The sequence below is a fragment of the Terrabacter koreensis genome (assembly GCF_054783315.1).
On sequence record NZ_BAAGQU010000004.1, the window covers coordinates 1884473 to 1897600 of the forward strand.

At 72.6% G+C, this 13128-nt stretch carries 13 protein-coding genes and 1 tRNA gene; 10 read left to right on the forward strand and 4 right to left on the reverse strand.

What is annotated here, in order from left to right; translation table 11 throughout:
* Positions 1-49 precede the first annotated feature (49 nt).
* The 4 genes from cmk to ACYVNR_RS11565 all read left to right on the forward strand — a co-directional run bounded on the left by cmk (position 50) and on the right by ACYVNR_RS11565 (position 3098).
* Positions 50-757 (forward strand): (d)CMP kinase, encoded by a 708-nt coding sequence (gene cmk / locus ACYVNR_RS11550; protein WP_045187972.1) that lies wholly within the window; start codon positions 50-52, stop codon positions 755-757.
* Positions 754-1419 (forward strand): lysophospholipid acyltransferase family protein, encoded by a 666-nt coding sequence (locus ACYVNR_RS11555; RefSeq protein WP_461048188.1) that lies wholly within the window; start codon positions 754-756, stop codon positions 1417-1419. The genes cmk and ACYVNR_RS11555 overlap by 4 nt, the downstream gene beginning before the upstream one ends.
* Before the next feature lie 12 nt (positions 1420-1431).
* The gene (gene der, locus ACYVNR_RS11560) at positions 1432-2931 is read left to right on the forward strand and encodes a ribosome biogenesis GTPase Der (protein WP_045187975.1); all 1500 of its coding nucleotides are present in this window, start codon (positions 1432-1434) and stop codon (positions 2929-2931) included.
* Between the two features lie 93 nt (positions 2932-3024).
* A tRNA-Pro gene (locus ACYVNR_RS11565) sits at positions 3025-3098 on the forward strand.
* Positions 3099-3173: 75 nt separating this feature from the next.
* On the opposite strand, the gene ACYVNR_RS11570 is transcribed toward ACYVNR_RS11565, so the two are convergent.
* The 3 genes from ACYVNR_RS11570 to ACYVNR_RS11580 all read right to left on the reverse strand — a co-directional run bounded on the left by ACYVNR_RS11570 (position 3174) and on the right by ACYVNR_RS11580 (position 6213).
* Entirely contained in the window at positions 3174-4112 is a 939-nt protein-coding gene (locus ACYVNR_RS11570; protein ID WP_461048189.1) for a universal stress protein, read from the reverse strand.
* 143 nt (positions 4113-4255) lie between these two features.
* The gene (locus ACYVNR_RS11575; protein WP_461048190.1) at positions 4256-5293 is read right to left on the reverse strand and encodes a zinc-dependent alcohol dehydrogenase family protein; all 1038 of its coding nucleotides are present in this window, start codon (positions 5291-5293) and stop codon (positions 4256-4258) included.
* Entirely contained in the window at positions 5290-6213 is a 924-nt protein-coding gene (locus ACYVNR_RS11580) for a universal stress protein (RefSeq protein WP_461048191.1), read from the reverse strand. Before ACYVNR_RS11580 ends, ACYVNR_RS11575 begins: the two co-directional genes overlap by 4 nt.
* A gap of 355 nt (positions 6214-6568) precedes the next feature.
* Here ACYVNR_RS11580 and ACYVNR_RS11585 point away from each other — a divergent pair, with 355 nt between their 5' ends.
* The 3 genes from ACYVNR_RS11585 to ACYVNR_RS11595 all read left to right on the forward strand — a co-directional run bounded on the left by ACYVNR_RS11585 (position 6569) and on the right by ACYVNR_RS11595 (position 9553).
* Positions 6569-7072 (forward strand): hypothetical protein, encoded by a 504-nt coding sequence (locus ACYVNR_RS11585; RefSeq protein WP_052677071.1) that lies wholly within the window; start codon positions 6569-6571, stop codon positions 7070-7072.
* A 97-nt stretch (positions 7073-7169) separates the two neighbouring features.
* A complete protein-coding gene (locus tag ACYVNR_RS11590; RefSeq protein ID WP_461048192.1) occupies positions 7170-7763 on the forward strand; it encodes a hypothetical protein in 594 nt (197 codons plus the stop codon).
* Between the two features lie 56 nt (positions 7764-7819).
* On the forward strand, positions 7820-9553 hold the full coding sequence (locus ACYVNR_RS11595; RefSeq protein WP_461048193.1) for an Ig-like domain-containing protein: 1734 nt from the start codon (positions 7820-7822) through the stop codon (positions 9551-9553).
* A gap of 19 nt (positions 9554-9572) precedes the next feature.
* On the opposite strand, the gene ACYVNR_RS11600 is transcribed toward ACYVNR_RS11595, so the two are convergent.
* Positions 9573-11018 (reverse strand): YibE/F family protein, encoded by a 1446-nt coding sequence (locus ACYVNR_RS11600; protein ID WP_461048194.1) that lies wholly within the window; start codon positions 11016-11018, stop codon positions 9573-9575.
* Between the two features lie 189 nt (positions 11019-11207).
* Here ACYVNR_RS11600 and ACYVNR_RS11605 point away from each other — a divergent pair, with 189 nt between their 5' ends.
* The 3 genes from ACYVNR_RS11605 to ACYVNR_RS11615 are packed head-to-tail and all read left to right on the forward strand — an operon-like array spanning position 11208 to position 13125.
* On the forward strand, positions 11208-11813 hold the full coding sequence (locus ACYVNR_RS11605; protein ID WP_045187989.1) for a CDP-alcohol phosphatidyltransferase family protein: 606 nt from the start codon (positions 11208-11210) through the stop codon (positions 11811-11813).
* Positions 11810-12796, forward strand: coding sequence for a DUF881 domain-containing protein (locus ACYVNR_RS11610; protein ID WP_052677072.1), 987 nt, complete (start codon positions 11810-11812; stop codon positions 12794-12796). The genes ACYVNR_RS11605 and ACYVNR_RS11610 overlap by 4 nt, the downstream gene beginning before the upstream one ends.
* Positions 12793-13125, forward strand: coding sequence for a small basic family protein (locus ACYVNR_RS11615; protein ID WP_045187991.1), 333 nt, complete (start codon positions 12793-12795; stop codon positions 13123-13125). The genes ACYVNR_RS11610 and ACYVNR_RS11615 overlap by 4 nt, the downstream gene beginning before the upstream one ends.
* The last annotated feature ends 3 nt before the right edge of the window (positions 13126-13128 follow it).

Here is a 13128-nt window from a genome sequence, read left to right on the forward strand (position 1 = left end):
GGCTGGGCGACGGTCGGGTGGCATCCTGCGAGGCACTATCCTCGGGCGCATGCCTGAGAGCCCCGAGGAGCACCTGTCCGGTTTCGTCATCGCCGTCGACGGCCCTTCGGGATCGGGCAAGTCCAGCGTCAGCAAGCAGGTCGCGCGTTCCCTCGGCTACGGCTTCCTCGACACGGGCGCGATGTACCGCGCACTCACCTGGTGGTGCCTGCACGAGGGCGTGGACCTGACGGACGCCGAGGCCGTCACGGCTGCCGCAGAGCGGTTCCCGCTCTCGATCGGCACCGATCCCGACCACCCCGCCGTCGAGGTCGACGGCACCGACGTCTCGGCCGAGATCCGCGAGACCCGCATCTCCACGAACGTCTCGGCCGTGGCCACGGTGATCCCGGTGCGCGAGATCCTCCGGCTGCTCCAGCGACGCCTCATCTCCGACGCCGGCCGGGCCAACGGCGGCGTCGTCGCGGAGGGCCGTGACATCACGACGGTGGTCGCACCCGACGCCCCGGTGCGCATCCTGCTCACGGCCTCGGAGGAGGCACGGCTCGCGCGACGCTCGAAGGAGCTGCACGGGGCCGCCGACGCCGACTCGGTGGAGGCCACCCGGTCGCAGATCGTCGACCGCGACAGGGCCGACTCGGCGGTGTCGGAGTTCACCGTCGCGGCCGACGGCGTGACGACGATCGACACGTCCGACCTCGACTTCGAGGGCTCGGTCGAGGCGGTGCTCCAGGTGGTCGAGGCGGCTCGCGCGTGAACCAGCCGGTCGCTCCCCACCCCAACCGGGCCCGGATCGGCCGTCCGATCGGCAAGCTCATCTTCAGCACCCTCTACCGCGGCGCCGCGCTGCACGCGGAAAGGGTGCCGCTTCGCGGGCCCGTCATCCTCGTCGCCAACCACGCCGCGTTCCTCGACGGTCCGCTCGTCTTCGGGCTCGCCCCCCGACCCGTCAGCTTCCTCGTCAAGCAGGAGGCCTTCTCGGGGTTCTTCGGCTGGACGATCCGCAACGTCGGGCAGATCCCGATCGACCGCAGCGTCGGCGACCGTGCGGCCCTGGCCGCCGCCACGGCCGTGCTCGAGCACGGTGGAGCGGTGGGCATCTTCCCCGAGGGCAGCCGCGGCTCCGGGGAGGTCGAGCAGATCAACTCCGGCGCCGCGTGGATCGCGCTGCGAACTGACGCGCAGATCGTGCCCGTGGCGGTCATGGGCACGCGCGTGCCGGGTGCCGGCAAGGACGACTGGCCCTCCCTCCGGTCGCGTCTGGTGGTCGACTTCGGCGAGCCCTTCCGGCTCGCCGTGGACGCCGGAGCACCGGGTCGTCACCGCCTTCGTCTGGCCAGCGAACAGCTGCGCGACGGCCTCGCGTCACACGTACGCCGCTCGCGGGTGGAGAATGGTCCGTCAACAGACGTTCACTGATTCGAGGACACCGTGACTGACGAGACCGCCCGCCCCAGCGACGAGGGCGCTCCGATCTCGACCGCCGACCCCGCCGTCGACGACGCCTCCGTGGAGCGTGCGCTCCGTGCGGGGCTCGACGACTTCGAGCTGAGCCCCGAGGACCAGGCCCTGCTCGACGCCGAGGGGCCGTATGCCGCTGACGCCGCCGAGCGGGGTCCGCTGCCGGTCGTCGCGGTCGTCGGCCGGCCCAACGTCGGCAAGTCGAGCCTGGTCAACCGCATCCTGCGCCGCCGCGAGGCCGTCGTCGAGGACGTTCCCGGCGTCACGCGCGACCGCGTCTCGTACGAGGCCGAGTGGGGCGGACGCCGCTTCACCATCGTCGACACCGGCGGCTGGGAGGCCGACGCCACGGGCATCCACCTCCGCGTCGCCGAGCAGGCCGAGATCGCCATCGACCTCGCCGACGTCGTGATGTTCGTCGTCGACTCGACCGTCGGCGCCACCGACGACGACGAGGCCGTCGTGAAGCTGCTGCGTCGCTCCGGCAAGCCGGTCGTCCTCGTCGCCAACAAGGTCGACGACGAGCGGGGCGAGGCCGACGCGGCCATGCTGTGGAGCCTCGGGCTCGGGCAGCCGTGGCCGGTGTCGGCCGCGCACGGCCGCGGCAGCGGTGACGCCCTCGACGCCGTGCTCGAGGTGCTGCCCGACGTGTCCGCGCACGGCGCGTACGCCCAGGGCGGCCCCCGCCGCGTGGCCCTCATCGGCCGACCGAACGTCGGCAAGTCGAGCCTGCTCAACCGCCTCGCCGGGACCGAGCGCGTCGTCGTCGACAACGTCGCCGGCACCACGCGCGACCCGGTCGACGAGATGATCGAGCTGGGCGGCAAGACGTGGCGGTTCGTCGACACCGCAGGCATCCGGCGCCGAGTGCACCAGTCGCGCGGCGCCGACTTCTACGCCTCGCTGCGCACCCAGACGGCCCTGGAGAAGGCAGAGGTGGCTGTCGTGCTCATCGACGCCGAGCAGCCCATCGCCGAGCAGGACATCCGCGTCGTGCAGCAGGTCATCGACGCCGGGCGGGCCCTCGTCATCGCCTACAACAAGTGGGACACCCTCGACGAGGAGCGTCGCTACTACCTCGAGCGCGAGATCGAGAAGGAGCTCGTGCAGGTGCCGTGGGCCCCGCGCGTCAACGTGTCGGCACGCACCGGTCGCCACATGGACCGCCTCGTCCCCGCCATCGAGACGGCCCTCGACTCGTGGGACACCCGAATCCCGACGGCGCGGCTGAACGCCTTCCTCGGTGAGATCGTCGCCGCGCACCCGCACCCGATCCGGGGTGGCAAGCAGCCGCGCATCCTCTTCGCCACGCAGGCCTCGACGCGCCCTCCGCGGTTCGTCGTCTTCGCGTCGGGCTTCATCGAGGCCGGCTACCGCCGCTTCATCGAGCGGCGGCTGCGCGAGCAGTTCGGCTTCGAGGGCACGCCCATCGAGGTCTCGGTCCGCGTCCGCGAGAAGCGCCGGCGCTGACCCCGAGCCGGCGGCGGCCGGCCCCCGATGGGCCGATTGGGACGGGCGGCACACGGTGCGCTAAGGTTTCGTCTCGTTCGCCCCACGGGGCAACGGGCTGTGGCGCAGCTTGGTAGCGCACTTGACTGGGGGTCAAGGGGTCGCAGGTTCAAATCCTGTCAGCCCGACCGAACGAGAGGGCCCGGCCGAGACGACGAGAGTCGTCCGGTCGGGCCCTCTCGCCGTCTCCTCCGCCCGCCGGCTCAGTGGTGGGAGGCAGGCTCCTCCGGCGGACCCGGGACGATGGTGACGGGGCACGAGGCATGGCCGAGCACCGCGTGGCTCACGGAGCCGAGCACGAGCCGCATCAGCGGACCCAGTCGGCGGGTGCCCAGCACGACGAGACCGGAACGGCGCGAGTCGTCCTCGAGCACCACTGCGGCCGGCGCCTCCGGCGTGATGACATCGACCTCGAGGCCCGGCGCCAGCGAGCGAGCGACCTCGGCCGCCTGCTCCGCGGCGACCCGCGCCATGTCGAAGCGGCTCCGGGCGAGCTCGGCCACGGTGTCCGGGCGCAGGTGGGGCAGTACGGCCGCCCCCTGGTCGAGGGAAGCCCAGGCCGAGACGATCCGCAGGGGGACCCCCCACCGCGAGGCCAGCTCCGCCGCGACCCGAACCGCCGACGCAGAGGGCTCGACGTAGTCCACGCCCACCGTCACGGGACGGCGGTGGTCGGGGTCGTCGACGGCGCCGCGCACCACCGTGACCGGGCACGCCGCGTGACCTGCCACAGCAGACGAGACCGAGCCGAGGACCATCGACCCGAACGCCCCGTGCCCCCGGTTGCCCACGACGAGCATCTCGGCTCGTTCGGAGGCGCGGATCAGCGCAGCGGCGGGACTGCCGACCTCCTCGGTGAGCCGCACCTTGTCCTCGGCCAGGTACTTCGCCGCGAGGCGTCGCGCGGCCTCCCCGACGGTCTCGACGGTGTGGTGCGCCGGTGTGGGGAGCACGGACGAGATGGAGCCGATCGGTGCGGCCATTCCCTCGAAGGCGCGGGGGAGGGCCATGACGACCCTCAGGCCCACCCCTCGGCTCGCGGCCTCTCGTGCTGCCCATTCCAGCGCTGCGACGGCGTTCGTCGACCCGTCGTAGCCCACGACGATCTGCTGGGCCCAGGGGCTCGCTGTCGAGGACGTCATGGCTGCCTCCTCCGCTCGTGGCTCCGGCACGCCGCAGCTCGCTGTCGTGCCGCGCTCCTTCGACTGTGCGCCGCGGGGGCGGGGGAGTGCACGGGTCGAAGGTCCCGATGTCGTACGCGTGCCCGTCAGTGCGCCGGGGCGGGTCAGTGTGCGTCGGCCGACGCGCCGGCGACGTCGAGGACGGCGACGCCGGCGAAGCGTCCGTGGGCCAGGTCGTCCAACGCCCGGTCTGCCTCCTCGAAGCCGTAGGTCGTGACGTGGGCTCGAACCGACAGCGACGCAGCGAGCCGCAGTAGTTCCTCCCCGTCGGCCCTCGTGTTGGCGGTCACCGTCGTGAGGCGCTTCTCGAGGAAGAGGTGGGTGGCGTAGTCGAGGGACGGGATCTCGGTCAGGTGGATGCCGGCGAGCACGACACTCCCACCCCGGTCGAGGGCCGCCAGGGCGAGCGGGACGAGCTCCCCGGCAGGAGCGAAGACGATCGCCGCGTCGAGGGGGACGGGCGGCCGGTCGTGCGGGCCCCCGGCCGACGCCGCGCCCAGCGTCAGGGCCAGCTGCCTCGACTCCTCACCCCTGGTCAGCACGTGGACCTCGGCACCCTGCGCGATCGCGATCTGCGCCGTGACGTGGGCGCTGGCGCCGAACCCGTAGAGCCCCAGCCGGCCACCCGGCGGGAGCTGGGTGCGCCGCAGCGAGCGGTAGCCGATGATGCCGGCGCAGAGCAGTGGTGCCGCCTGCCGGCTCGGCAGCGCCGAGGGCAGGGCGTACGCGTATGCCGCCGGGACCGTCGTGTACTCGGCGTAGCCGCCGTCGTGGTCCCAACCGGTGAAGCGCGCCGACGGGCAGAGGTTCTCCCGCCCCGACCGGCACCAGCGACACTCGCCGCACGTGCCCCGAAGCCAGGCCACACCGACGCGGTCACCCACGGCGAAGCGGCTCGTGCGGGGACCGACCCCGGCCACGAGACCGACGACCTCGTGGCCGGGGACCACCGAGTCCCGGTGCACGGGAAGGTCGCCGTCAGCGACGTGCAGGTCGGTGCGGCAGACCCCGCACACCTCGACCTGCACGACCACCTCGCCGGCACCCGGCACGGGCACCGCACGCTCGACCTGACGCAGCCGATCCGGACCGCCGGTGACCTCCCACGCCCGCATCCGGGAGGGCAGCTCCTCGGGGCTCACAGCGAGCGCACGACGAGGACGGGGGTCTGCGCGTGATGGATGACCGCCCGACTGACCGAACCGAGCAGCAGCCGGGCGAAACCGCCCAGCCCTCGCGAGCCCACCACGACCAGACCCGCACCCTCGGCAGCGTCCAGCAGGGCCAGGACGGGGTGCTTCTCGACCAGCCTGACGGTGACGCCCACGTCCGGGAAGGCCCGTCGGACCGCCGCGGCGCTGTGCTCGGTCGACCTGTGGGCGCTGTCCTCGCAGATCTCGCGTTCATCGGGTCGCGCCGGCGCCTCGGCCTCGGAACGCCACGCACCGGTGAGGCTCGGCAGCTGCCACGCGCGAACCAGCACCAGCGGCGCCCCGGAACGCTCGGCCACGGAAGCCGCCGCGTGGGCGGCACGGTCGCCGTGAGCGCTCCCGTCCACCCCGACGACGACGGGCACCCGAGGCCCGGGTAGGACGAGCTCACCGCGAGGGACCACGGCGACGTCGCACGTCGCGTGGGCCGCCACGGCGAAGGCGACCGAGCCCGTGAGGTACTCGCGCGCCCTGCCCCGCTCGGGGTGACCGACGACGACGAGTCCGGCCTCTCGCGAGACGTCCACCAGCACGCCGGCCGGGTGACCCCAGATCGTCGTGGTCTCGATGCGCGCCGGGTCGAGCACCGCCTCCGCGCGCCGTCGCGCCTGCGCCACGACGTGCGCCGCCGCGTGCGAGCGCTCCCTGCGTGTGGCGCCCGGGGTCGCCTCCCCTTCCGCAACGAACGGCAGCTCGGACGCCAACGTCGCGGTGACGATCCTCAGACCTGCTCCGCGCGCGCGGGCCTCCTGGGCCGCCCAGTCCAACGCGCCGTCAGAACCCACGCTCCCGTCGCAGCCGACCACCACGTCGGTCGCCGGGCGGGTGGTGGCTCCGCTCGTCAGGGTCATGGCATCTCCCGGGTGGTCGGTGCGCTTCGTTGCGCCTATGCCGATTGTGGTGGAAGAGCACGCTCGGCGTGGGCACACGGGGGAGGCCCGGCCGAGGCACCCCTGGCCTCGCGGGCACAGGTGCGGGCGCACTGATCGGGCCTTGACCGGGTTGCGTCGCACACCAGGTCGGAGGCGGGAATTCGACTGTGGTGCAACGAGACCCGGCCGCCGCTGCAAGAACCCCGGACCTGCGACAAGAGATCCGCAAGGAACGCGCAACTTTGCCCGAGTTGGGCGTTGCGCGGCGATTCGTGATGTCAAAGTCCAGACCAGCAAATCACCAAGAAACGGTAAAGAAAGGTCATGGATCCCCATGGGCACGCAGAAGCAGAAGAAGAGCTCGAAGAAGAAGGCCGCTGCCATCGTCACGGCGGGAGTCCTCGGCCTCGCGACCGCCGGTGGGGCCTACGCCTACTGGACCTCCACCGGTGGCGGCACCGGTGAGGCCGCGACCCGCACCGGCGCCGGCAGCATCTTCACGGTGACGGGCGACGTGCCCGACGCCATGTACCCCGGCGACTCGGCGCAGACCGTGACCGCGACGGTCGAGAACACCGGCACGGAGAACTACAAGGTGACCGGAGTCAGCGCCTGGGTCGAGACCGACAAGGTTGGCTGCGACGGGAGCGACTACAGGCTCAACGGCGCCGTCGCCCCCACGAGCTCGGCCTCTGCGGCGGCGCTCACGATCGCGCCGACGGACCTCGCGCCGGGCGCCACCAAGACGCTCACCTACTCCATCCAGTTCAACAACAAGGCGACGAGCCAGAACGCCTGCCAGGGCGCCAAGGTCACCGTCCACTACATCGCCAGCTGACCCGCGGAAGCGGTGGCCCCCGGTTCAGGCCGGGTGGCCACCCCTCCCGCAGCAGGGACCCTGAAGCCCACGAGCACCACGACCGACGAGGAATCTGATGAGGACGAGGACCAAGGCCAAGCCGGCAGCACTGCTGCTGCTCGCGCTCTTCGCCGCGATCCTCCTCGCCGTGCACGGCATGCCGAGCGTGGGCGCGGGCACCTCGGCCGCGAGGGACTCGAGCACCGGCTCGTCCGGCGCTGCGCAGACGCACGGCGGGCCGCCCGCGGGGGAGGGCGCCGCCGCCGGCGCCGTCGGAGCCGGGTTCGGCCTCGGGGTCGCGAGCGCCGGTGACAGCCTCCCCTTCACCGTGACCGGGGGCGTGACCGGGCTGGCCCCCGGGCTGTGGCGTCCGGTCGCCGCAACGGTGCACAACCCCAACTCGGTGGCGATCCGGGTCACGTCGCTCGAGCTGTCGGTCAGCTCGGACAGCTTCCCGCCCGGCTGCCGCACGTCCACCAACCTCGAGATCAGGCAGGGGAGCCTCGGCGCGAGCGGCCGGATCACGGTCCCCGCCGGACGCAGCGTCACCCTCGTCCAGCAGGGCGGCACCGACCCGCGCATCCGCCTGCGCGACCTGCCCACCGTCAACCAGGACGTCTGCAAGGGCAAGTCCTTCACGCTCGTCTGGTCCGGAAGGGCGACCGGCTGATGCCTGGGACGGCCCGCCCGCACACGCGCGCACGCCGCGCGGCCACGCGCCGCGGCGTGCGCGCCCTCCGCGTCGGCGCGCTGTTCGCGGTCCTGATGACCGTGGCGCTGCCGGCGCAGGCCTTCTGGACCCAGGTGGCCACCGCCAGCGCTTCCGGCTCGGGTGCGGCGACGACGAGCACCTTCTCGGCGCCGACCGGGGTCACCGCCTCGGTGGCCAACGGTGGGTCGGACGTCACCGTGGCCTGGCTCCCGCCCAGCACGGGCGTGGCACCCACCGGCTACCGGCTCGTGCGCACCGACACCGCGACGGGCTCGGCGTCCGCGGCCTGCGGCACGTCGGTGTCGTCGCCCGTCACGACGTCGCCCTGCGTCGACGGGTCGATCCCGGACGGCACCTACCGGTACACGGTGGTCGCCGTGCGGTCGGGATGGTCGGCCACCAGCGCCGACAGCATCCCCGTGACCGTCCTGCGCACCATCGCCACGACGACGACGCTCACCTCGTCGCGCAACCCCGGCCTGGTCGGGCAGGCCCTCACGCTGACCGCGACCGTCACCGCAGGCTCCGACACCCCGACGGGCACGGTCGTCTTCCGCAGTGGCGGCACGCCGATCACCTGCTCCGGGGGGACCCAGACGCTCAGCGCGGGTGTCGCCACGTGCGTCACGACGTTCAGCTCGAGCGGCAGCCGCTCGCTCACCGCCGCGTATGCCGGCTCGGCGCCCTTCGCGGCCTCCACCTCCTCCGCGCTCACCCAGATCGTCGACCAGCAGACGCAGACGATCACGTTCACCTCGACGGCGCCGACCAGCGCGACGGTGGGGGGCGGCACGTATGCGGTCTCGGCCGTCGCGTCATCCGGACTGTCCGTCTCCTTCTCCTCCGGCACGCCGTCCGTCTGCACGGTCAGCGGCTCGACGGTGAGCTTCGTCGCCGGCGGCGCCTGCACGGTGCTCGCCGACCAGGCCGGCAACGCGGCCTACGCCCCGGCCGCGCAGGCGTCCCAGTCCTTCACGGTGGCCCAGGCGGCGCAGACGATCACCATCACCTCGGCGGCCCCCACCAACGCCTCGGGCGGCGGCACCTACACGATCACCGCGACCGCCTCGTCCGGCCTCGCAGTCGCGTTCTCCTCCGGCACGGCAGCCGTCTGCACGGTCACCGGCTCGACCGTCACCTTCGTCGGCAGCGGCAGCTGCACCGTGCTGGCCGACCAGCCCGGAAACGCGGCCTACGCCGCGGCGGCGCAGAGGTCGCAGACGTTCACCGTCGCCAGGACCGCGCAGACGGTCACGATCACCTCCACCGCTCCGACGAACGCCGCGGTGGGAGGCGCCGCGTACACGGTCACCGCGACGGCCACGTCCGGGCTCGCCGTGAGCTTCGCGACGACGACGCCGACGATCTGCACGGTCGACGCCGCCACCGTCACCTTCGTCGGCGGAGGCACGTGCACCATCACCGCCGACCAGGGGGGCAACGCCGCCTACTCTCCCGCGGCCCAGAAGCTGCAGTCGTTCGACGTGCTCGTGACGCCGACTCCTCCCGCCAACCTCACCATCACGGTCAACGGCACCCAGGCCGTCGCGACGTGGACGGCCGTCGTCGGACTCGTCTACGAGTGCCAGGTCACCACCGGCGGCAGCCCCGCCGGTGCCGGCTCCTGGACGTCCTGCACGTCACCCTTCACCTTCACCACGATCAAGAACGGCACGCAGACGCTCTGGGTGCGCAGCACCCGCAACGGCGTCGCCAGCGCCCCTTCGTCCAAGAGCCTCAGCGGCTGACCGGACGCCCGTTGGATTGTCACCTCGGGCGGTCGCCCCTGGCCGCAGACATCCTGGCGCGTGCCTCGGCCCGGGTGGCCGGGGGAGGCGGCCCGCCCGCCGCCCGCACGAGGTCGTCTGCCGTCGGGCCGTGGTCGAGCGCAGGCTCGCGCCCAGGTCCGCGCGCGTGTTCGGCCTCGTGCTCGTCGCCGAGGTGCCGGCCGTCCGCCCCGATCGCGTCGCGCTCCCCGAGGTGGGGCGTCTCGTCATCCCCGGCAGACGCCGGCTCCTTGGCTGCACCGACCGTCAGCGCGGCGATCGCCGTCGTCACGGGCACCGCGAGGACGAGCCCGATCGCGCTCGCCAGCGTGCGCACGATCTCCTCCGACATCGACTCCGTCTGGAGCAGGTCGAGCACCGGACGCTCGTAGAGGAAGAGGAGCAGCAGCACCGGAAGGGCCGCGCCGGCATACGCGAAGACGATGGTGTAGATCGTCGAGGCGATGTGGTCCCGACCGATGCGCATGCCCGAGCGGAAGAGCTCCCGACGGCCCAGCGACGGGGCTGCCGCTCGCAGCTCCCAGACGGCCGACGACTGGGTGATCGTCACGTCGTTGAGCACCCCCAGACCGGCGACGATGATCGCGCAGGTGAGCAGCTCCTGGGGCTTCATCGAGGTGACGAACCCGGCCAGCAGCGCCCCCTCGTCGTCGGCGACCCCGCTGAGCCTCGCGAGGTCCACGGCGAGCAGGCCCAGCCCGGCCGTGATGGCGACGCCGAAGAGCGTGCCGGCCAGAGCCGTGCTCGTGCGGATCGACAGCCCGTGGGCGAGGTAGAGGACGACGAACATGATCGCCGAGGACCCGATGAGGGCCACGAGCAGCCCCGACTGACCGGCGACCAGCGCCGGCAGCATGAACTTCACGACGACGAGGCCGCCGACGCCGAGCCCGACGAGCGCCAGCACCCCACGCCACCGGGCCACGACCGCCACGACCACGAGGAAGAGGGCCAGCATGAGCGACAGGGGCGCACCGCGCTGGACCTGCAGGAAGGAGTACGCCTCGGGCTGGCCGTTCTGGGCCGGGATGCGCAACAGCTGGACCGTGTCACCCTGCTGCAGGCCCGACGTCGACACCGCAGGTGGCACCGACACCGACACCGTCGGCCGCACGTCGCCCGAGGTCGACGTCGGCTGCTCGAGCTGCACCGTCATGGCCCCGCAGGTCGCGTCGGACGACACCACGTCGCCACCCTGGCCCGGCGCGGGCTTGGCGCCGGTGGTCGAGTCCGCCCCCTCGCAGACCGGCAGCACCTTGAGCACCTCCGCGACCGGGAAGGTGACCCCCGGCGCCGCGTACTCGGTGCTCGCGACCTGGTTCGGCGTGCGCGCGTCGTCCGGCCAGTGGCGCACCAGCCCGAAGACGGTGGCGGCGGCCGCGGCCACCAGCAGCACCGTCATCCCGACGCGTGCCAGGACGCTCACGGCGACGGACCCGTGGGTGCCCGGTCCGCCATGACTGTGCGTGTGGGAATGTCCGCCCGCCATGCCGCGAGTGTGCCAGAGACGCCCCGACGCGGCCGCGGCCCACCGGCATACTTGCGCCGAGGCCGTGTCCGGATCGATGCCGACCGCGCTCGGCGGGCACCCCGACCGACGGTTAGGCTTGCCGCCGTGGAGGTCGAGAACGCGGGGGAGCGGCATGTCGTGTCGGAGCGCCTGCTGACGATCCCGAACGTGCTGTCCGTGCTCCGCCTGCTCGGGGTGCCCGTCTTCCTCTGGGCCATCCTCTCGGAGCACGACGGCCTCGCCCTGCTGCTCCTGCTCTTCTCCGGCGTCACCGACTACCTCGACGGCAAGATCGCACGCCAGTTCAACATGGAGAGCCGGCTCGGGCAGTTCCTCGACCCGATCGCCGACCGGCTCTACATCCTCACCACGCTGCTGGGACTGGCCTGGCGCGAGATCATCCCCGTCTGGCTCGTCGTGGTGCTCCTTGCCCGCGAGGCGGTGATGGCGCTGATGCTCCTCTACCTCAAGTCCCGTGGGCAGGTGGGCCTGCCGGTCCACTTCGTCGGCAAGGCAGCGACCTTCAACCTGCTGTATGCCTTCCCCCTGCTCCTGCTCGCCCACCGTGACGACTGGGTCGGCGACATCGCGCGCCCCGTCGGCTGGGGCTTCGCCTGGTGGGGCGTCGTGCTCTACTGGCTGGCCGCGGTGCTGTATGCCGTCCACGCCCGGATCGTCCTGTCGCAGCGGTCGAGGGTGGTCACGCCGTGACGTCCGCGCGCCGACCGGACGCGTCGATGACGCTGCTCACGACGATGATGGAGCGGCCCCTCGACGCGGGGTACCAGGAGGCGGCCGACCGCAGGGTTGCCGCCGGGCTTCCGCGGGCGACCTCGACGCGCACCGTGCTGGTCGTCGTCCTCGCGATCCTCACCGGCTTCCTCTTCGCGGTGGCCGCGCAGTCGCTGCGGCCCAAGCCGACGGCTGCAGCCGCGGTCAAGAGCGAGCTCGTCACGCGCATCGAGGCGCTGCAGGAGCGCGGGGTGCAGCAGGAGGCGAAGGTCGCCGCCCTGGGCAAGCAGGTGCGCGACTACGAGGCGCTCGCGCTCCAGCAGTCGGGCGGCGGCGACCTGACGAACACCATCAAGAGTCTCGAGGTGCAGGCAGCCGCGGTGCCCCTCAAGGGCCCTGGACTCACACTCACCCTCGACGACGCCGCGTCCACCGTCGCCGACGCCGACGCCGGCAACCGGCCGAGCGGCGGCTTCGAGGAAGGGCGCGTCACCTCGGCCGACCTCCAGATCGTCGTCAACGGGCTGTGGGGCGCCGGCGCCGAGGCGATCTCGATCAACGGCCACCGGCTCAGCTCCACCGCGGCGATCCGCTTCGCCGGGCAGGCGATCATCGTCGACTTCCGTCCGCTGGCCCGCCCCTACGTCATCACGGCGCTCGGCGACGCCCAGGCCATGCAACAGCTCTTCGAGCCGTCCTTCGCCGGTGTCTACCTGTCCCAGCTGACCGACGAGTTCAAGATCCGCTCGATCCTCGCGGGCAGCGACAGCCTGACCGTCCCCGGCGACTCGGCGGCACGCCTCGAGGTCGCGGAACCCATCGGGCCACCCGTAGGCTCGTCCGCGCCCAGCCTGCCGGGGGTCCAGCAGGGCACGAGCACCCCCACGCGCAGCCCGGGCTCGAGCAACACCGGCAACACCGGCAGCACCGCACCACCGACCAGTCAGGAGCGTCCCTCGTGATCCCAGTTCTCGGCCTCCTGGCCGGACTCGCGGTGGGGCTCTTCCTCGATCCGTCGGTGCCCGTGTGGCTGCAGCCGTACCTGCCGATCGCCGTGATCGCGGCGCTCGACGCCGTCTTCGGTGCGATCCGGGCGATCCTCGACGGGATCTTCAACGACAAGGTGTTCGTCGTGTCGTTCCTCTCGAACGTCGTCGTCGCCGCCTTCATCGTCTTCCTCGGCGACCAGCTCGGCGTCGGCTCCCAGCTGTCCACCGGCGTGGTCGTCGTCCTCGGCGTGCGCATCTTCTCCAACGTGGCCTCGATCCGTCGTCACCTCTTCAGGGCCTGACCG